Raw genomic sequence first — 18,576 nt, forward strand, 5'->3', positions numbered from 1 at the left:
GGGAGCGCGATTCTAGCCGCCACCGCGCTGCATCGCCATCCGATACACCAGCGGCACCGCGAACAAGGTCAGCACCGTGGAAAAACCCAGCCCCCACACGATGCTCGCCGCCACCGGTCCCCACATCAGCGACTTGCCGCCCAGGCCGATCGCCAGCGAAAGCAGCCCGCCGATGGTGGTGGTGGAGGTGATCAGGATCGGCACCACGCGCCGGCGCGCGGCGTAGATCGCGGCGTGCTGCACGCTCATGCCGACGGCGCGGCGCTCGTTGGCGGCGTCGATGAGCACGATCGCCGAGTTCACCGCGATGCCGGTGAGCGCGATCACCCCATACAGCGTGTATAGCGACAGCGGATTGCCCGACACCAGCAGTCCGAGCACCACCCCGGTGAAGGCGAGCGGCACGGTCAGCAGGATGATCAGCGGCTGCCAGTAGCTGCGGAACTGGGTGGCGAGGATCAGGTAGATCAGCCCGACGCCGAGCGCGAACAGCTTGCCCATCGCATCCAGACTCTCCTGGATGTCCTCCAGTTCGCCGGAGAAATCCAGCTCCACGCCCGGGAAGCGCGGCTGCAGCTGCGCCCACGCGGCCTTCAGGCGGTCGTTGGCTTCGACCGTGTCGAGGCGCTCGCGATCGAGCTCGGCCTCGACGGTGATCGCGCGCGTGAGCTGGTAGTGGCGGATGTAGCCCTTCGACAGCAGCAGCTGCCGGCTCACCAGCTCGCCCAGCTGCACGCTGCGCCCGTCGGCCAGCGGCACCGGGCGCTGCAGCAGCCCGGTGACGTCATCCAGGCTCTCCTGGCGGGCGCGCACCACCACCTCCACCTTCTCGCCGCCGTCGCGCGTCGTGGCAACGATCTCGCCCTCGCCGTACAAACGCAGCAAGCGCGCCACCTCGGCCGGCTGCACCCCGGCACGCGCCAGCTTCTCGCGATCGAGCGCGAGGCGCATCTCGCCGCGCCCGGGCACATCGTCGTCGGTGAGATCGCGCACCCCGGGCAGCTTTGCCGCCTCGGCGAGGAGCGCATCGGCCGCGGCGCGCAGCTGCGGGTAGTCGTCGGACTTCATCTTCACCGAGATCGGCTTCGCCGTCGGCGGCCCGCCCTTCATCTCCATGAAGGAGAGCTTCGCTTCGCCGGCGAGCGCCTCGATCGCCGGACGCACCGCGTCGATGATTTCGCCGGTATCGCGCCCGCCGGCCGCGCGCGGCAGCAGCGAGACCAGCACCTGGGCGTACTGGTCGCCATACACCGGCTCGGTCTCGGTGAACTTCAGGCCCGCATACACCGCGACCGCGCGCAGCTCGTCGGCGCCGATCGTCTCGCCCAGCACCTTCACCGCGCGCTCGGCCTCGGCCAGCGTGCGCTGGGGCACGACACCGGCAGGCATGTCGACGTTCACATAGAAGAGCCGCATCGAGTCGAAGGCGAAGAACTGCACGCGCACCAGGCCGGTCGCCACCGCCGCGCCGGCACCCGCCATCATCAGCACCAGGACCGCGACGGTGAGGCGGCGGCGGCGCATCACCGCCACCAGGGCACGCGCATAGGCGATGCGGATGCGCAGGGTGAAGCGCTCGCGCAGCCGCTGCGACCGCGAGGGCCGCTGCGCCGGCTGCGGGCGCAGCGCCAGGATGTGGGTGGGCAGGATCCAGTAGGCCTCGACCAGGCTGACCAGCAAGCCGACGGTCACCACGAAGGGCACCACGAACATGAACTTGCCGAGGATGCCGGGCAGCAGCATCAGCGGCAGGAAGGCGGCGATGGTGGTCAGCACCGAGGACAGCACCGGCAGGCCGACCTCCTCCACCCCGGCCACCACCGCCTCGTGCGGAGGATCGCCGCGCTGCAGGCGGTAGTAGATCGCCTCGACGATCACCACCGCGTCGTCGACCAGCATGCCGAGCGCGATCACGACCCCGAGCAGCACGGTGAGGTTGAGCGTGGAGCCGATCAGGTCGACCGCGATGAAGGTGCCGGCAAGCGCGAACGGCACGCCCAGCCCGACCAGCACCGACAGGCGCGAGCCGAGGAAGATCCAGCACATCGCCAGCACCGCGAACAGGCCGAACACCGCGTTCGACTCCATCACCCCGATCGCGTGGCGGGTGGCGTGGGTCTGGTCGTCGATCAGGCGCAGCTGCACGCCCTGGTCGGCGAGCAGCGGGTTGCGCCGGGCAGCGAAGTCCTGCAGGCGCTCGACCAGCTCGAGCGTGTTGGCGTCGGCATCCTTGGTGATCGACAGCATCAGCGCCGGCGCGCCGTTGTAGCTCACGAGCTGGCCCGGACGCTCGTGGCCGCGCGCCACGCTGGCAACCTCGTCGAGCGCCACCCGGCCCGCCGGCGTCACCACCGCAGCCTGGGCGAGCGCCTCGGGGTCGGGCGTCTTGCCCTCCATGCGCACCAGCCACTCGCGGTCCTGCACCCGCACCCGGCCGGCGAGGGTGTTGCGGAACCAGGCCGCCACGCTGTCGGCGACCTGCAGCGGCGACAACCCGGACGCCGCCACCCGGGCGGAATCGAAATCGACGTGGAGCTGCGGATCTTCCAGGCCGGCGGCGATCACCTGGTCCACGCCGTCCAGGCCCTCGAGCTCCTTCTTCATCACGAAGCCTGCGCGCCGCAGGGTCTCGCCGCCGGCGCCATGGAGCACCAGGATCGCGGTCGGGAAGCCGTTCGAGCTGGTGAACTCGACCACCACGGGGTCGTTGGCGTCCGGCGGCAGCTCTGCCGAGGCCTTGTTCTGGATCTCGCGGCGCAGGTCGTTCACTCGCTTGTCGAACACCCGCTCGGGGAGCTCCTCGAAGCGCACCAGGATGGACGACACCCCCTCGCGGCTGGACGAGGAGCTGAAGCGGATGTCCTTGACCTGCTTGAGCGCGTCCTCGAGCGGCCCGGTGAGGTCGCGCTCGACGTCCTCCGCCGAGGCGCCGGGCAGTGCGGTGACGATGCTGACCCAGTTGAAGTTGATCTCGGGGTCCTGCGCCCGCGGCATGGAGAGATAACTGAACAGGCCGCCGAGCAGCACCATCACGAAGGCGATGTTGGCGAGCGGGTGATTGTCGATCAGCCGCCGGTACAAGCCGTTCAACGCGAGCCCCCGGCCGCCGCGGTCGGCGCCCGCAGTCCGAGCGCGAAGCGCCCCGCGTCCACCACCCGGGTGTCCGCGGGCCAGTCGACCGCGACGGGGCGGCCGGCCTGCGCGTCGGGGAGCGCCACGAACGCCGGCTCGCCGCCGCGCACCAGCCAGGCGCCGAGGCGGCCCTCGCGCTGCTGCAGGTAGGCGGCCGGCAGGTGCGGCACGACGCTGCGCCAGCGCAGCTCGCCGGCCAGGCCCGGCGGCAGCGCGGGCGCGGCGGCGAGGATCACGTCGCGCGCCTGGCCCGCGGCATCGAGCACCGGCGACACGCGCACGATGCGCAGCGCATGTTCCGCGCCGCCCGCGACCAGCACCGGCGGCGCAGCGGCGAGCAGTCCGTCTATCTGCGCTGCGGGCACGCGCGCGTGCACCTCGGCGCCGGCGCTCGCCGCCAGGCTCAGCAGCGGCGTGCCGGGGGCGGCGAGATCGCCCACCGCGGCGAGGCGCTCGCGCACCACGCCGGCAAAAGGCGCGCGGATCACGGTGCGGGCGAGCGCGAGCTCGGTGGCGGCCTGGGCCGCGCGTGCCGCGTCGCGCTCGCGCTGCAGCACGCCGAGTTCGGTCTCGCGGATGCGCAGGCCGTCGGCGCTGATGAAGCCGCGTCCGGCGAGCGCGCGCGCCTGGTCGAGCTGGGCGCGCGCCAGCCCGATGCGGCTGTCGATCAGCGCCACCTGGGCGCGCGCGCGGTCGCGCTCGATGCGGAAGGCGGCCTCGTCCAGGCGCACCAGCTCGGTGCCGCGCGCGACCTCCACGCCGGTACGCGCCGGCATCGCGACGATGCGCGCGCCGACTTCGGCGGCGATGCGCGCCTCTTCGCCCGCGACCACGCTCGCCGGGGCGCGGAACTCGGGATACACCGCGATCTCGCCGAGCGCACGCGCGCTCCAGTCCTGGGCGGTCGCACAGAAAGGCAGCAGGAGCAGGAGGATACTCAGGATTCGCATCGGAACACACCGCAATGCATGGGCGAGGCCGCAGACGGCGGGCGCACCCGCAGACCCGTCGTGCATGGGCCCTCAGCCTTCGTCTATGACGCGGAAGGAGAGCGTGGGTGCGGTGAAATCGTCGGGGGCGGCGCCGAGGCCGATCTCCCCCTCGCCGTAGAGCGTGCAGCTGTCGCGGCGCAGCACCACGGGCGCCGAGTTGCCGCGCAGGCGCACCCAGCTGCCGTTGCTGCTGAAATCGGTGAGCACGCACTGCCCGGCGGTCCATTCCAGGCGCGCATGGCGGCGCGACACGCGCGCGTCCTCGACCGGGAAGCCGGCACCGTCGCCACGCCCGAGAATCAGCGGGGGATCGTCGGCGTGCAGTTCGACGCGCTGGTCGAGGCGCTCCAGATCGACCCGGCGCACCGGGCGCACGCCCGCGACGAGGTCGTCGAAACCGAGCAGCGTGGTGAGCGTGGTCTCCGCGGTGCGGGCGAAGTCCACCCGCCACACGCGCATCGGCTCGGCCTTGCCCTTGATGCTGATGCGGTCGAGGCTGTGGCAGGCCACGCGCAGCCCCTCGGGGAGGCTGGCGAACACCGCCTCGCCGATCAAGGTCTCGCCGGTCTGGGCGCGATCGCTCAGGCGCGCGGCGACGTTGACCGGATCGCCGTAGCAGTCGCCATCATGCTCGACGATGGGGCCGAGCGCGATGCCGGTCTTGACCCCGATCGGAGCCCGCCGCAGCTCGGCGCTGGCCAGCTCCTCGAGCACGTCCTGCAGGCGCGAAGCCGCCTGCACCGCGGCGACCGGATCGTCGAACAGCACCAGCACGCCATCGCCGAGATACTTGACGATGCGCCCGCCGGCACAGGCGAGGTGGCGGCCGAGCGCGTGCGTGCACCGGGTGACGATCTGCGTCGCCGCCACGTTGCCAGCCGATTCGAACAGGCCTGTGCTGCCTGTCAGATCGGCGAAGATCACGGTCCTGACCGCTTGCTCCACTGAATTCCTGCCCCGACGGATGTGCGGGCACTGCCCGCGACCCCGAAAAGCGGGGCTCGCTGCAGTGCGCAAGCAAGAATCCTAGCATTAAGGACCGTGATCGTCATCGCCGCGCACGCGACGATGCGCCCGCGGCAAGGCACGCGCGGGGCCGGGTGCGCGCTGCAGGACGCTAGTCGGCGAGGACGGCCCGCAGGGCCTCGGCCAGCATCGGCGCGATGTGAACGGCATTGCTCGGGTGGGCGATGCAGTCGGTGCTCCAGACTTCGCCCACGCCGGCGGCACGGATCACCTCGAGCGCGTCGCCGGCGAACAGCGCGTGGGTGACCGCGACATCGACCGAGGCCGCACCCGCCGCGCGCAGGCGCTCGGCCGCACGCGCGAGGGTGTGCCCGGAGCTGGCGACGTCGTCGAGCAACACCACCGCACGCCCGGCCACCTGCGCGCCCTCGGGCAGCGCGATATCGACCTCGCGGTCGCCGTGGCGGAGCTTGGTGCACACGATGGCATCGAGCCCGTGGCGCCGCGCCGCGGTCTCGACCCACTGCGCCGACTCGGCATCCGGCCCCACCAGCAGCGGGCGGTCACGGCGCGCGACCGCCACGTCGGCGAGCAGGCCGGCGCCCGAGAGCGCGACCGCATGCGGCACCGGAATCGCCTCGGCGAGGCTGGAGATGCGGTGCAGGTGGGGATCGACCGTGATGACGCCGTCGAACAACCCGGCCAGGAATCCGCCGACGATGCGCTGGCTCACCACCTCGCCCGGATGAAAGGCCTTGTCCTGGCGCATGTAGGCCAGATAGGGCGCGACCAGGATGAGGTGGCGCACGCCGCCGCGCCCGGCGCTGCGCGCCACCAGCAGCAGCTCGAGCAGTTTCTCGTTGGGACGGTGCAGGCTGCGGAACAGCACCGCGTTGGCCGGCAGTTCGGCCGGCAGGCGCAGGCGCAACTCGTCGTCGGGGAAGCGGTGGCGCTCGATCTCCGCCGCCTCGAGTCCCGCCGCACGCGCGAGGCGCAAGGCTTCCTCGCGCTCGTCGTCGAAATGCAGCAGCAGGGTGTCTTCAGTACTCATTGGCAGAAGATTACACGCCGTGCGGCGGCGGTCGCCGCGCAGAAATTCACGCCCCGGCTGCAAAACGGAACGCGGTCCGCGGTCCGCCCGGAAGCCTGTCACGTCGCCTCGGCAACGTCGAGTTCAGAACTCCACGAACAGATGCGGCACACCATCCGCCGTCCCCAGCGCGTAGCCGCTGGCGCGCACGCTGGCCTGGCGGGCGAACTCGAGATCGGCCGGATAGTCGGCGTGGACGCGGTAGAGAGGCTCGCCCCTGCCCACCGGCTCGCCGAGCTTCCTGAGCAGATCGACGCCCGAGCCCTGCATCTTGGGCGCCCCCGCCAGGCGGGCGATGCGCGCGAGCTGGTGGTTGTCGATCGCCACCACCACACCGTCGGCCTCGGCGCACACCTCGAAGCTCAGGCGGGCGAGCTGCGGCGCGTTGTGGTCGAAGGCGCGCGCGCCCTGGGCGCGGATGATCGCGTCCATCTTCGCCAGCGCGCGACCCGAGTCGAGGATGTCGCGCGCGATCGCGAAGCCGTCGCCGCCGCGCACGTCGGGGTCGAACTCGAGCATGCGCCCGGCCAGACGCAAGGCCTTCTGGCGCAGGTCGTAGGGCGCGCGCGGGTCGTTCTCGAGCACGCGCATCACATCGCGCGCCTCCAGCACCGGCCCGATCCCGCTGCCGATCGGCTGGCGGCCATCGGTGATGACCACGTCGATGGTCAGGTTCATGCGCCCGGCGACGAACTCGAAGAGCTTGCGCAGCTTCTGCGCCTCGGCCATCGAGCGCACCTTGGCCGTCGGTCCCACCGGGATGTCGAGTACTAGGTGGGTCGAACCCGCGGCGAGCTTCTTGGACAGGATGGAGGCCACCATCTGCCCCGGCGAGTCGATCGACAGCGGACGCTCGACCGAGATCAGCACGTCGTCGGCCGGCGACAGGTTGGCGGTGCCGCCCCAGGCGAGGCAGCCGCGATGCTCGCGCACGATGCCCGACAGCTCCTCGGTCGGCAGCTCGACGCGCGCGAGCACCTCCATGGTGTCGGCGGTCCCCGCGGGCGAAGTGATCGCGCGCGAGGAGGTCTTGGGGCACAGCATGCCGTGCGCGGCGACGATCGGCACCACCAGCATCGAGGTGCGGTTGCCGGGGATGCCGCCGATGCAATGCTTGTCCACCACCGGGCGCTCGTGCCAGTCGATGCGGTCGCCCACCGCCGCCATCGCCTCGGTGAGGAAAGAGACCTCCTCGCGATCGAGTTCGCCCTGGTTGGTGGCGACCACGAAGGCGGTGAGCTCGATCTTGGAATAGCGGTGCTCGGCGATGTCGCGGACGATGGCGCGGAAGTCCTCACGGGCGAGCCGCTCGCCGGCGATCTTGCGATGCAGCGCCGGGATGGAGGACGGCGGCTCGGCCTGCGCGATCATCGCGGGATGGCCGTCATCGACGCCGAGCTGGAAGAAGGCGTCGATCGACACCCCGAGTTCTTCGGGCTCGACGATGCAGCCGTCGTCGACGACGTTGAGGGTGGCGAGGATGCGGCGCCCGTTGGCCCGCACCTCGACCTTGGAAAGGGCCTGGAAACCCTCGGCGCGATAGATCGCGCAGTCGCGGTGCAGGTAGGCGACGTTCTCGCGCCAGGTATCGATCGCCACCCTGCGCAGGCGCAGGGGAGAGGCCGACTCGGCGGTGGCGGGAAGCGGTCCGGCTTGTGGTTCCATAAATTCAGCCTACACCCGCATGGACAGACGAAACAGGACGCAGTTCACACGCAGACGGCGCCACGACGGCGGCGATCGGCGGCGCGGCGAGTCTCTCGCCACCGCGAGACCGTGCCGAAGCCACCAGGCCCCTTCGATCGATACCCATGAACCTTAACCAATATCAAGATCGCGCTCCGGTATTCGTCCTATGGTGTGACAGAAATCACACCAAGCAGAACAAGAGGAGGCCGCCATGACCAACCGCAACATCTCCTTCATCGTCAAGGACCAGAACCCGCTGATGCTGCGTCCCACGGACACCGTGCAGACGGCCTGCCGCAGCATGTGCGAACGCAGCGTGGGCGCGGTGCTGGTGACCGACGCGCGCGCGCACCTCAAGGGCATCTTCACCGGCCGCGACGCGGTGCAGGTGATCGCCAACGGCGGCGACCCGGCCAAGGTGCAGCTGTCCGAGGTCATGACGGCGAAGCCCGACACCATCGACCCCGAGCACAAGGCGATCGACGCGCTGCACATGATGTGCGACGGCGGCTACCGCCACCTGCCGGTGGTGGTCGACGGCAAGGTGGTCGGCATCGTCTCGCGCAGCGACTTCAAGGGCCTGGAGCTCGACCAGTTCGAGGACGAGCAGAGCCTCTGGGAACGCATCTGCTAGCCGCCACGGCAAGCCGGCCGGCAAGACGTCCAGGCCCGCGCGCACCACGGCAGGGGCGCGCGGGCCTTTTCTTCACTCCACCCTGAAGCGCAGCGTGCCGATCATGCGGTCGTCGGCGGCGAGCACCTGCACCTGCCAGCGCCCGCGCGGGTCGTCCGGGAAGTTGCGCTTGCGCGTCCACGCCCGGTAGCCCTCGGCACGGCCGCCGTTCACCTCCAGCTCGATACGGTCCACCACGCGTCCCTCGTGGCGCCACACGTGCACGACCTTCTCCGACAGGCCCAGCGGCGCATGGATCGCGGTGTAGGCGTACAGGCCCTCGGCGAGCAGCTGCCCGGCCTCGATCTGGCGCAGGCTCTCGGCGGGCGCGCGCTGCGCCTCGTCCACCACGCTGGTCACCGCGACCTGGGTCAGGCGCAGCGTGGCCGGCGGCACCCACAGCCGCGCCAGCCAGCCCGCAGCGCCGAGCGCGGCCAGCAGCGCCAGCACCAGCAGCCCGCGCCACCAGCGCGGCACGCTGATCGCCCCGGTCAGCGTCGGGAAGGACAGCACCACCGCGAGCGCGAGCGCGAGCTGGTAGCTCGCCAGCGCCGGCACCTGCAGCACCAGCGGGAACACCACCAGCAGCAGCGCGAACAGGGTCAGCGTGTGGTAGCCGAGGAAGAGCCAGCGCCGTGTCGCCAGGCGGCCGAAGTAGACCGGGTCGAGGATCGCCACCAGCGCCATCAGCCCGAGGGCGCCGGTAAACACCGCCTGCCCGCTGTTCCACGAGGTACTCGCGAAGAAGAAGGGCAGAGCGAAGAACAGGCTCTCCTGGTGGGTGAACTGGGTCAGGTAGCGCACCAGCGCCGGCGGCAGGCCGAAACCGAAGCGCCGCTCGAGCGCGCGGTCGAGCACGCGCTCGAGCACCAGCAGCAGCCAGCCCGCCAGCATCGCCACCGCCATCGCGCGCGCCACACCCTCGTGGCGCTCGACCAGTAAGAAGCTCGACACCCCGGAGACGAAGCCGAAGGTGGCGATCAGCCCGGGATGGCGGCGCAGCCACACCACCACGCACAGGCCGCGCCGCTTCAGGCGGGCGAGGCGGCTCCCACTCGTCCCCGGCGCCGACTCGGTTTCCTGAAGCGAGGCGACCAGGGCCTCGGTCGTCGGGTAGGACTCGTCCTTCATCGTCCGAGGTCGCGCAGGTCGGCCACCGCCTCGCGGCCGAAGTCCTCGTCGAGCAGGAAGTCGACCAGGTGCATCGCGCACTCGGCCGGGGCGACCAGACCGCCGCTGGCCTGCATCTCGGCGAAGCGGTCGCGCAGCGGGAAGCGTTCCGACGTGCTGGCGCGGATCTCGGCCTGCATGCCGGTATCGATCACTCCCGGGGCGAGCGCGCAGATGCGCAGCCCCGGCACGGCGTCGAGCTGCACCGCGCGGGCGTGGTGGTCGAGCGCGGCCTTGGTGGCGCAATACACGCTCCAGCCCGGGTAGGGCTTGCGCGCCGCACCGCTGGAGACATGCAGCACGCGGCGCGCCTGCGGGCCTTCGGCGGCGGCGAAGGCGGCGGCGAGCGCCAGCGGCGCGCCGACGTTGCTCGCCACCGCACGCGCCACCGCCGCCGGGTCCTGCAGCGCGAGCGGTCCCATCGGCTGCAGGGTGCCGGCGTTGTTGATCAGCAGCGCCTCGTCGGCGTCGGCGAGCCAGCCTTGCAGCATGCCCGAGCCGAGCCAGGCGGCGAGCGCCGCGGCGTCGGCGAGATCGAGCGCGACCTCGCGCAGGCGCTCGCCGTGGCGGGCGGCGAGCGCGGGATTGCTGCGGCGTGCGAGCGCGAGCACCGCGATGCCGCGATCGAGCAGCTCCGCGGCGACCGCCTCGCCGAGGCCGCGGTTGTGTCCGGTGAGTACGGCGCGCATCGCGTTCATCGGCGCCCCTCCCCCAGCGCGGGCGGACGGCGCGCGACCAGGCCGACCAGGGCCGAACGCCCCTTGTGGCCCACACCCTCCTCCAGCACGTCCTCGTATTCCTGCACATGCACGATGTCGAGCCCGGCGCAGGCCTCGCGCAGCAGTGCGGCCGTATACAGGTTCTCCACCGCGGACGGGCCGCCGGTGCGGTATTCGAGCTGTTGCGGCGTGTAGCCCTGCAGGATCAGGTGGCCGCCCGGCTTCAACGCGCGCGCCATGCCGGCAAAGATGCGCGCACGCTGCGCCGGGTCGGCGAACTGGATGAAGATCGCCACCACGAAGTCGAAGGCGGCCTCCGGGTAGTCCCACTCGACCGCGTCGGCGAGCACGAAGTCGACCTCGACATGGCGGCCGGCGGCAAGCTTGCGCGCCTTCTCCAGCGCCACCGGGGAGATCTCGGTGGCGGTCACCGCGAGCCCCTGCTCGGCCAGCCACACCGCGTTGCGCCCCTCGCCGTCGGCCACCGAGAGCGCGCTGGCGCCGGCTGCGAGCAGCGCCGCCTGTGCGGCGAGGAAGCGGTTGGGGGTGGTGCCGAAGACGTAGTCCTCGCCCGCGCTGCGATAGCGGGTGGACCACATGTGTTCCTGTTCCTGTGCGTTCATCCCTGGTCCCTGAAAGCGCCGCGGCGGCGCGGCGGTCACCACGGCACGGGTTCGCCGCGGTGGTCGAAGAATTCGCCCGAGTCGCCCGGCCCGAGGCCCTCGATCACCCCGAGCAGGCGCGCCGCCGCCTCGGCGGGGGCCTGCACCTGCAGCCCGGACTTGGCGAAGGGCGCCGACAGCCCGGTGTCGACCGTGCCCGGATGCAGCGCCACGCAGATCGCCTGCGGCCGGCTGCGGCGCAGCTCGACCGCGGCGGTGCGCACCAGCTGGTTGAGCGCCGCCTTCGAGGCGCGGTAGGCGTACCAGCCGCCGAGCCGATTGTCACCGATGCTGCCCACGCGCGCCGACAGCGTGGCGAACACCGCGCGGCGGTCGCGCGGCAGCAGCGGCAGGAAATGCTTCATCAGCAGGGCCGGGCCGATCGCGTTGATCGCGAACGCGTGCGCCAGGTGGGCCGCATCGAGCTCGCGCCAGCTCTTCTCCGGCTCCATGCCCGCGCCATGGAGGAAACCGGTGGCGTCGAAGACCAGGGTCGGCACGCCGCGCGCACGCACCGCGGCGGCCGCGGCGGCGATCGAGGCCTCGTCGAGCAGATCGAGCGCGGGGCTGCTCCGGCGCCCGAGGGCAAGGACCTCGTCGTGGCCACCCGCCTCGCGCAACGCGGCGACCACGGCCGCGCCCACCCCACCGCCGCCGCCCACGACCACGGCGAGCGTCCTGCCGCCGGCTTCCTCCACGCGCACCTCGGCGCGCGCCGCCTCGCTCGTACCGCCGCTCATGACACCTCCGTGCAGATCTCCGCGCCCGCCTCGATCGTGTCGCGCCCCTCCTCCACCGCATGACAGGCCACGCGCCGGCCGTCGTCGAGCTCGCGCAGGACCGGCGCCTCGCCCCGGCAGCGCGCGTCTGCGAGCGGGCAGCGCGGGTGGAAGCTGCAGCCGGATGGCGGGGTGATCGGGTTGGGGACCTCGCCACGCACCGCATCGTCGCCCCGACCACGGCGGGAAAAGTCGGGGATGGCCGCCAGCAGCATGCGCGTGTAGGGGTGGCGCGGGCGCTCGAACAGTGCGCGGCTGGCGGCGATCTCGACGATGCGGCCGAGGTACATCACGCCCACCTCGTCGGCCATGTGGCGCACCACGGCGAGGTCGTGGCTGATGAACAGGAAGGTGAGCCCGAGTTCGTCCTGCAGGTCGCGCATCAGGTTGAGGATCTGCGCCTGCACCGACACGTCGAGCGCCGAGGTCGGCTCGTCGCAGACGAGGAACTCGGGCCGGTTGGCGAGCGCGCGCGCGATGCAGATGCGCTGGCGCTGCCCACCGGAGAACTCGTGCGGATACTTCGCGCCGTCGGCCGGCGACAGGCCGACCTGGCCCAGCAGCGCGGCCACGCGCGCACGGATCGCCGCCTCGTCCCGCTCCAGTCCGAACACGCGGATCGGCTCGGCGATGATGCGCTCCACGCGCCAGCGCGGGTTGAGGCTGGCGTAGGGGTCCTGGAAGATCATCTGGAAGCGGCTGCGCAGCTGCTGGCGCTCGGCGCTCCCGCGCACCTCGGCCACGTCGCGGCCGTCGAAGACGATGCGGCCGGCCGAGGGCTCATGGAGGCCGACGATCAGGCGCGCGACCGTGGATTTGCCGCAGCCCGACTCTCCCACCAGCGCGAAGGTGCATCCGCGCCCGATCGCGAACGAGACCCCATCGACCGCGCGCAGCCAGCGCCGCGGCTCGCGCGCGAGCACCCGCTCGAGCCAGGGCCGGGAGACGTCGAAGGCGCAGCGCAGGTCCTCGACGTACAGCAGCGGCGCCGCGGCACGCGCATCGCGCACACGGCGCGCGCCAGCCGCAGCCGGCGCCGGTGCAAGCGCTGCGGGCTCGATCTCGGCTTCGACCGCGGCCGCCACGGCGGGATGGTCCGCCACATCGCCCGTCCGCTCCGCGACCGCTCCCTGCGCGTCCTGCCCGGCCTGCGGCCGATGCACCAGGCCCTCGGCCTGCTCGACCGCGGCGCGGTCCTCCTGCTTCGCCTTGGCGAGCGCGCGCTCGATGATGCTCACTGCGGGCCTCCGTCGGTGTTCTCGCGCGCCGGCGCGTACAACCAGCACGCCGCGCGCGTGGCGCCGGCCGGCAGCAACTCCGGGCGCTCGACGCGGCAGCGCGCGCTGGCCTCGGTGCAGCGCGGATGGAAGGCGCAGCCGGACGGGATCGCATCCAGGCGCGGCATCGCGCCGTCGATCTGCACCAGGCGCTCGACCTCGGCGCCGAGCACGGGAATGGCGCCCATCAGGCCGCGGGTGTAGGGATGCGCCGGAGCGCGCACCACCTCGGCCACCGGCCCGATCTCCACCACCCGCCCGGCGTACATCACCGCGACGCGGTCGGCGGTCTCGGCGATCACGCCCATGTCGTGGGTGATCAGCATCACCGCGGTGCGGTGCTGGCGGCACAGGCGACGCAGCAGCGCGATGATCTGCGCCTGCACCGAGACGTCGAGCGCGGTGGTGGGCTCGTCGGCGATGATCAGCTCGGGCTCGGCGCACAAGGCGAGCGCGATCACCACGCGCTGGCGCATGCCGCCGGAGAACTGGTGGGGGTAATGGTCGATGCGCTGCGCCGGCGCCGGGATGCCGACCTCGTCGAGGAGCGCGAGCGCGCGCTCGCGCGCGGCGGCGGGCGTCAGGTCGAGGTGGGTCAGCATGGTCTCGACCAGCTGCTCGCCCACCGTATATAGCGGGTTCAGGCTGGTGAGCGGATCCTGGAAGATCATCGCGATGCGGCGTCCGCGCAGGCGCCGCATGGCCTCGCCGCGCAGCGCGTGGATGGCCTCGCCATCGAGCAGGATGTCGCCGCCGGCGATACGCCCGGGGGGCTCGAGCAGGCCGATGATGGCCGCGCCGGTGAGCGACTTGCCCGCACCCGACTCGCCCACCACGCCGAGCACCTCGCCGCGCGCGATGTCGAAGGAGACGTCGTCGAGCGCCACCAGCGTCCCGCGCCGGCGGGGAAATTCCACGCGCAGGTTGCGTACCGACAGCAGCGGCAGGTCGCCACCGGCGTTCATCCGGTCGATGTGCGGCACGTTCATCGGCGCAGCCTCGGGTCGAGCGCGTCGCGCAGCCAGTCGCCGAGCAGGTTCACCGACAGCGCGAGCAGCAGCAGCGTCAGCCCGGGGAAGAACACGATCCACCACTCGCCCGAGAACAGGTAGTCCTGGCCGACGCGGATCAGGGTGCCGAGGCTGGGCTGGGTGGGCGGCACGCCCACGCCGAGGAAGGACAGCGTCGACTCCAGGATGATCGCCAGCGCGAGGCCGATGGTGGCGATCACCAGCACCGGCCCCATCACGTTGGGCAGGATGTGGCGCAGCAGGATGGTGGGCGCCGGCACGCCGATCACGCGCGCGGCCTGCACGTATTCCTTGTTGCGCTCGGCCAGCGTGGAGCTGCGCACCGTGCGCGCGTACTGCACCCAGTCCGACAGGCCGATCGCCAGGATCAGCACGTAGATCGCCGCCTTGTCGTGCAGCGCCGGCGGCACCACGCCCTTGAACACGCCGAAGATCAGCAGCGCCACCAGGATCGCCGGGAAGCTCAGCTGCACGTCGGCGATGCGCATGATCAGGCTGTCCACCCAGCCGCCGCGATAGCCGGCGATCAGCCCGAGCGCGATGCCGAGCACCGCGGCGAAGGCCACCGCCGCGAAACCGACCAGCAGCGACACCCGCGAGCCGTAGAGGATGGCCGAGAAGAGGTCGCGCCCCTGCGCGTCGGTGCCCAGCCAATACACGTTGCCGGTGAACGCGTTGGCCTGCATGGGGCGGCTGAAGCCGTCCATCAGGTTCAGCGTGGCGGGATCGAAGGGGTTCTGCGGCGCGATCACCGGCGCGAGCAACGCGGCGATCAGGATCGCCAGCACGATCAAGGCCGAGAGCACGGTGATCGGCGAGCGGAGGAAGCCGTGCAGGAGGTCGCTGTCGAGCAGGCGTGCGAGCGCACCGCGCGGTGCGGCAGCGGTGGTGGGCGTGGGGGATTCGGTGCTCATGCTGGGTTCCGGGGTTCCGGGGGCGCTCACTGCCCGCGCCCGGTGCGCTGCACGCGCAGGCGCGGATCGACGACGAAGTAGAGCAGGTCGACGATCAAGTTGATGACGACGAAGATCAGCGCGATCAGCACCAGGTAGGCCGCCATCACCGGGATGTCGACGAACTGCACCGCGGTGATGAAGAGCAGGCCCACGCCCGGCCACTGGAATACCGTCTCGGTGATGATGGCGAAGGCGATGATCGAGCCGATCTGCAGCCCGGTGATGGTGATCACCGGCAGCAGGGTGTTGCGCAGCGCGTGGCCGAAATGCACCGTGCGGTCGGTGAGCCCGCGCGCGCGGGCGAACTTGATGTAGTCGGTGCGCAGCACCTCGAGCATCTCGGCGCGCACGAGGCGCATGATCAGCGTGAGCTGGTACAGGCCGAGCGTGATCGCCGGCATCACCAGCGACTTCAGCCCCGAGGTGGTCAGCAGCCCGGTTGTCCACCATCCCAGGTCCACCACCTCGCCGCGGCCGAAGGCGGGCAGCAGCTTCAATTCGACCGCGAACACGTAGATCAGCAAAATGCCGATCAGGAAGGTGGGCAGCGATACCCCCACCAGCGACAGGCTCATGATCGCGTGGCTCAGCCAGCCGTCGCGGCGCAGCGCGGTATACACGCCGAGCGCGATCCCCAGCGCGAGCGCGCCGAAGCCCGAGATCAGCGCCAGCTCCAGCGTCGCCGGCAGGCGCTCGGCGATCACGTCGGCCACCGGCCGCGCCATGCGGTAGGACACGCCGAACTCGCCCTGCGCCGCATTCACGACGAAGCGCAGGAACTGCACCGGCACCGGGTCGTCGAGGCCGAGCGACTCGCGCAGCGCCGCGCGCTCGGCCATGGTCGCCTCCTGACCGACCATGTTGTTCACCGGGTCGCCGATGAAGCGGAACAGCCCGAACGCGACCAGCGCCACCGTCAGCATGACGAGGACGGACTGCAGCAGGCGGCGCAGGATGAAGGCGGGCATTCGGGGGAGCGGGAGTGAGGAATCGGATGCGGGGTGCGAGGGAGGGGATGGGAGCGTGATCGCGGGCGGGGGAGCGGGGGATCGCGACTGGCGTCGCGCCTACAGGGCGGTCGTCGCGTCCGGTGAGCTTTCTGTAGGAGCGACGCAAGTCGCGATCCCGCGGGTCATCACTTCCTGTACTTCAACAGCTTGAAGTAGGGATAGTTCTCCGACTGCACCGGGAAGTCGATGTCGTCCTTCATCGCCCAGTTCAGCATCTGGTGGTGGATCGGCAGGTAGACGACGTCGTCCTGCACCGTCTTCCACACTTCGGCGACCATGCCGGCGCGCTTGCCGAGGTCGATCTCGCGGTTCATCGCCTTGGTCAGCTCGTCCACCTTCGCGCTGGAATAGCCGGTCACGTTCCACGAGCCGCCCTTGTCGGTCCTGGTCTCGTAGAGGTAATGGAAGACGTAGTGCGAGTCCATGGTCGGCACACCCCAGCCGAGCATGTAGAGGTCGAGCTCGCCCTTGGGCAGCTCGGCGAAGTGGATGCTCTTGGGCCGTGCGTCCAGCCGCGCCTTGACGCCGATCTGGCCGAACATGCCGGTCACCGCCTGGCAGATGGCCTCGTCGTTCACATAGCGGTCGTTGGGGCAGGACAGCGTCACCGCGAAGCCGTTCGGGTAGCCGGCCTCGGCGAGCAGCGCCTTGGCGCGCGCGACGTCGGGCGCCGGCACGACGTCCATCGCCTTGTCGTAGCCGTCGATGAAGGGCGGCGCGACGATGCCGGCGGGCACCGACTGGCCGCGCATCACCACGCGCTTCACCGCGTCGCGGTTGATCGCGATGTTCATCGCCGCGCGCACGCGCTTGTCCGCGAAGGGGTTCCTGCCTTTCACGTCCGCGCTGCGCAGCTCCGCCGCGCCCTGGTTCATGCCGAGGAAGATCGTGCGGTTCTCCGGCCCGGAGCGCACCACGATACCCTTGGCCGCGGACAGGCGCTCGAGGTCCTGCACCGGCGGGTCGAGGAGGAAATCGACCTCGCCCGAGAGCAGCGCCGCGACCCGGGTGGCGGCCGAGCGCACCGGGGTGAACACCACCTTGGCCACCTCCATGGGATAGGTCCCCTTGCCCCAGTAGTCCTCGTTGCGTTCGAGTTCGGTGCGCACGTCGGGCTCGCGCTTCACGAGCCGGAAGGGACCGGTGCCGTTGGCATTGCGCACCGCGAAGGTCTCGTCGCCGGCCTTGTAGTTCTGCGGCAGCATGACCTTGTTCGCCTCGGACCACTCGCGGTCCATGATGAAGAGGTTGGTCAGGTTGTTGGGCAGCAGCGGGTTGGGGCCGTCGGTGCGCATGCGCACGGTGTGCTCGTCGACCTTGACCACCTCGACCACGCTGGTGAGCAGGCCCTTCATGTCCGAGTTCTCGTGCTTGGCACGCTGAATGGAGAACACCACGTCGTCGGCCGTGAAGGGGTTGCCGTTGTGGTACTTCACGCCCTCGCGCAGCTTGAACTCCCACACGTTGGGGTCCTCGGTGATCTTCCACGCGGTCGCCAGCCGCGGCGCCAGCTTCATGGCCTGGTCGCGGAACACCAGCGAGTCGTAGACCTGGTGGTTCATGACGTGGGTCGGGCCCTCGTTCTGAGAATGCGGGTCCATGGTCAGCGCGTCCCCGGCCGCCGCCCAGCGCACGGTCTGGGCGGCCGCGGGGGCGGCCGCCACGCTGGCGAGCGTCGCGAGGGCGAAAGGCAGGGCGAGGGCAAGTCGGGTCTTGTTCATTTTTCGATCTCCGTCGGGTGCTGCCGGGATTGAGGAACGGGTGGGCCGGGGGACTGCCGGACCGGCTCGGCACCCAGCATGGCGGTCGATTGTTGCACCGGCCGGGTCGGCCGGCCAAGCACGCAGCGTCAGGATCAGGGTTCTCCCCGATCCGGCCGTTGCGACGAGCGGTGTGCATGGGTGGCCACCGCCCCGCCGCGAACGGGCGCTGCGGCTCAGCCCAGCCAGCGCCCGATCGTACCCATGGCGATGGTGAGGAAGCCGAGCGTCAGGTTCGTCCCCACCAGCTGCCGGATACGCCCGAGCGCCGCACCGCCCGCCTTCCACTCCTCGGCCGCGACCGCCTTGCTCAGGGCTGCGTAGGGCACGGAATAGACGAACACATAGATCGCGATCATCACCAGGCCCATCAGCAACATGAGGTGCTGGTGCGGCGGCGCCGCCGCGAAGCCGATGCGCAGCAGCAACGCCAACCCGCTCGCCAGCACCGCAGCCACCGCAACCCACACCCAGGTGAAGAAGCGCGCCAGCACCCCGCGCCACAGCCGCAAGCGCGGCGGTGGCTCGAGCTGGCTGGCGGCCTCGGGACGCAGGCAGACGTAGGCGAAGAACATCCCGCCCACCCAGACGACGACGCCGGCGACGTGCACGAAAAGCAGCAGCGGATGGAAGTCCATGGGGATTCTCCTTCGTGGGATCGGGAACCCGA

At 71.1% G+C, this 18,576-nt stretch carries 16 protein-coding genes; 1 reads left to right on the forward strand and 15 read right to left on the reverse strand.

Annotated features, from left to right (window positions below):
- Nucleotides 1–12: 12 nt before the first annotated feature.
- The 5 genes from ACZ5PP_RS09400 to ACZ5PP_RS09420 form a co-directional block, all read right to left on the reverse strand.
- Entirely contained in the window at nt 13–3,090 is a 3,078-nt protein-coding gene (locus tag ACZ5PP_RS09400; RefSeq protein ID WP_464826993.1) for an efflux RND transporter permease subunit, read from the reverse strand.
- The gene (locus ACZ5PP_RS09405; RefSeq protein WP_043743146.1) at nt 3,087–4,082 is read right to left on the reverse strand and encodes an efflux RND transporter periplasmic adaptor subunit; all 996 of its coding nucleotides are present in this window, start codon (nt 4,080–4,082) and stop codon (nt 3,087–3,089) included. The genes ACZ5PP_RS09400 and ACZ5PP_RS09405 overlap by 4 nt, the downstream gene beginning before the upstream one ends.
- A 72-nt stretch (nt 4,083–4,154) precedes the next feature.
- Entirely contained in the window at nt 4,155–5,069 is a 915-nt protein-coding gene (locus ACZ5PP_RS09410; RefSeq protein WP_004324921.1) for an adenylate/guanylate cyclase domain-containing protein, read from the reverse strand.
- A gap of 172 nt (nt 5,070–5,241) precedes the next feature.
- Nucleotides 5,242–6,141, reverse strand: coding sequence for a ribose-phosphate diphosphokinase (locus ACZ5PP_RS09415; protein WP_004324923.1), 900 nt, complete (start codon nt 6,139–6,141; stop codon nt 5,242–5,244).
- Between the two features lie 123 nt (nt 6,142–6,264).
- Complete coding sequence (locus tag ACZ5PP_RS09420) at nt 6,265–7,845, reverse strand: thymidine phosphorylase family protein (protein ID WP_004324925.1); 1,581 nt, start codon at nt 7,843–7,845, stop codon at nt 6,265–6,267.
- Between the two features lie 235 nt (nt 7,846–8,080).
- On the opposite strand from ACZ5PP_RS09420, the gene ACZ5PP_RS09425 reads away from it, so the two are divergent.
- On the forward strand, nt 8,081–8,503 hold the full coding sequence (locus ACZ5PP_RS09425; RefSeq protein WP_004324928.1) for a CBS domain-containing protein: 423 nt from the start codon (nt 8,081–8,083) through the stop codon (nt 8,501–8,503).
- Between the two features lie 72 nt (nt 8,504–8,575).
- On the opposite strand, the gene ACZ5PP_RS09430 is transcribed toward ACZ5PP_RS09425, so the two are convergent.
- From ACZ5PP_RS09430 to ACZ5PP_RS09475, 10 genes are all read right to left on the reverse strand, one after another.
- Complete coding sequence (locus ACZ5PP_RS09430) at nt 8,576–9,673, reverse strand: DUF5924 family protein (RefSeq protein ID WP_004324930.1); 1,098 nt, start codon at nt 9,671–9,673, stop codon at nt 8,576–8,578.
- On the reverse strand, nt 9,670–10,410 hold the full coding sequence (locus ACZ5PP_RS09435; protein ID WP_012586007.1) for an SDR family oxidoreductase: 741 nt from the start codon (nt 10,408–10,410) through the stop codon (nt 9,670–9,672). The genes ACZ5PP_RS09430 and ACZ5PP_RS09435 overlap by 4 nt, the downstream gene beginning before the upstream one ends.
- Entirely contained in the window at nt 10,407–11,030 is a 624-nt protein-coding gene (locus ACZ5PP_RS09440; RefSeq protein WP_004323243.1) for a class I SAM-dependent methyltransferase, read from the reverse strand. The genes ACZ5PP_RS09435 and ACZ5PP_RS09440 overlap by 4 nt, the downstream gene beginning before the upstream one ends.
- 59 nt (nt 11,031–11,089) lie before the next feature.
- A complete protein-coding gene (locus ACZ5PP_RS09445; protein WP_004323235.1) occupies nt 11,090–11,833 on the reverse strand; it encodes an SDR family NAD(P)-dependent oxidoreductase in 744 nt (247 codons plus the stop codon).
- Entirely contained in the window at nt 11,830–13,110 is a 1,281-nt protein-coding gene (locus tag ACZ5PP_RS09450) for an ABC transporter ATP-binding protein (RefSeq protein ID WP_004323234.1), read from the reverse strand. Before ACZ5PP_RS09450 ends, ACZ5PP_RS09445 begins: the two co-directional genes overlap by 4 nt.
- A complete protein-coding gene (locus ACZ5PP_RS09455; protein ID WP_004323232.1) occupies nt 13,107–14,138 on the reverse strand; it encodes an ABC transporter ATP-binding protein in 1,032 nt (343 codons plus the stop codon). The genes ACZ5PP_RS09450 and ACZ5PP_RS09455 overlap by 4 nt, the downstream gene beginning before the upstream one ends.
- Nucleotides 14,135–15,094, reverse strand: coding sequence for an ABC transporter permease (locus tag ACZ5PP_RS09460; RefSeq protein ID WP_004323229.1), 960 nt, complete (start codon nt 15,092–15,094; stop codon nt 14,135–14,137). The genes ACZ5PP_RS09455 and ACZ5PP_RS09460 overlap by 4 nt, the downstream gene beginning before the upstream one ends.
- Nucleotides 15,095–15,120: 26 nt before the next feature.
- Entirely contained in the window at nt 15,121–16,104 is a 984-nt protein-coding gene (locus ACZ5PP_RS09465) for an ABC transporter permease (RefSeq protein WP_043743138.1), read from the reverse strand.
- Nucleotides 16,105–16,271: 167 nt separating this feature from the next.
- The gene (locus ACZ5PP_RS09470) at nt 16,272–17,867 is read right to left on the reverse strand and encodes an ABC transporter substrate-binding protein (protein WP_004323225.1); all 1,596 of its coding nucleotides are present in this window, start codon (nt 17,865–17,867) and stop codon (nt 16,272–16,274) included.
- Nucleotides 17,868–18,082: 215 nt separating this feature from the next.
- Nucleotides 18,083–18,544 carry a CopD family protein gene (locus ACZ5PP_RS09475; RefSeq protein WP_004323223.1) on the reverse strand — a complete coding sequence of 154 codons (462 nt, stop codon included), beginning with the start codon at nt 18,542–18,544 and terminating at the stop codon, nt 18,083–18,085.
- Nucleotides 18,545–18,576 lie beyond the last annotated feature (32 nt).

The organism is Thauera sp. DNT-1, assembly GCF_055393985.1.

Excerpts from the sequence above, each read along its gene's own strand:
- ACZ5PP_RS09405 (WP_043743146.1), bottom strand. The coding sequence starts at position 4,082 with ATGCGAATCCTGAGTATCCTCCTGCTCCTGCTGCCTTTCTGTGCGACC.
- ACZ5PP_RS09415 (WP_004324923.1), bottom strand. The coding sequence starts at position 6,141 with ATGAGTACTGAAGACACCCTGCTGCTGCATTTCGACGACGAGCGCGAG.
- ACZ5PP_RS09420 (WP_004324925.1), bottom strand. The coding sequence starts at position 7,845 with ATGGAACCACAAGCCGGACCGCTTCCCGCCACCGCCGAGTCGGCCTCT.
- ACZ5PP_RS09425 (WP_004324928.1), top strand. The coding sequence starts at position 8,081 with ATGACCAACCGCAACATCTCCTTCATCGTCAAGGACCAGAACCCGCTG.
- ACZ5PP_RS09430 (WP_004324930.1), bottom strand. The coding sequence starts at position 9,673 with ATGAAGGACGAGTCCTACCCGACGACCGAGGCCCTGGTCGCCTCGCTT.
- ACZ5PP_RS09435 (WP_012586007.1), bottom strand. The coding sequence starts at position 10,410 with ATGAACGCGATGCGCGCCGTACTCACCGGACACAACCGCGGCCTCGGC.
- ACZ5PP_RS09440 (WP_004323243.1), bottom strand. The coding sequence starts at position 11,030 with ATGTGGTCCACCCGCTATCGCAGCGCGGGCGAGGACTACGTCTTCGGC.
- ACZ5PP_RS09445 (WP_004323235.1), bottom strand. The coding sequence starts at position 11,833 with ATGAGCGGCGGTACGAGCGAGGCGGCGCGCGCCGAGGTGCGCGTGGAG.
- ACZ5PP_RS09455 (WP_004323232.1), bottom strand. The coding sequence starts at position 14,138 with ATGAACGTGCCGCACATCGACCGGATGAACGCCGGTGGCGACCTGCCG.
- ACZ5PP_RS09460 (WP_004323229.1), bottom strand. The coding sequence starts at position 15,094 with ATGAGCACCGAATCCCCCACGCCCACCACCGCTGCCGCACCGCGCGGT.
- ACZ5PP_RS09465 (WP_043743138.1), bottom strand. The coding sequence starts at position 16,104 with ATGCCCGCCTTCATCCTGCGCCGCCTGCTGCAGTCCGTCCTCGTCATG.
- ACZ5PP_RS09470 (WP_004323225.1), bottom strand. The coding sequence starts at position 17,867 with ATGAACAAGACCCGACTTGCCCTCGCCCTGCCTTTCGCCCTCGCGACG.
- ACZ5PP_RS09475 (WP_004323223.1), bottom strand. The coding sequence starts at position 18,544 with ATGGACTTCCATCCGCTGCTGCTTTTCGTGCACGTCGCCGGCGTCGTC.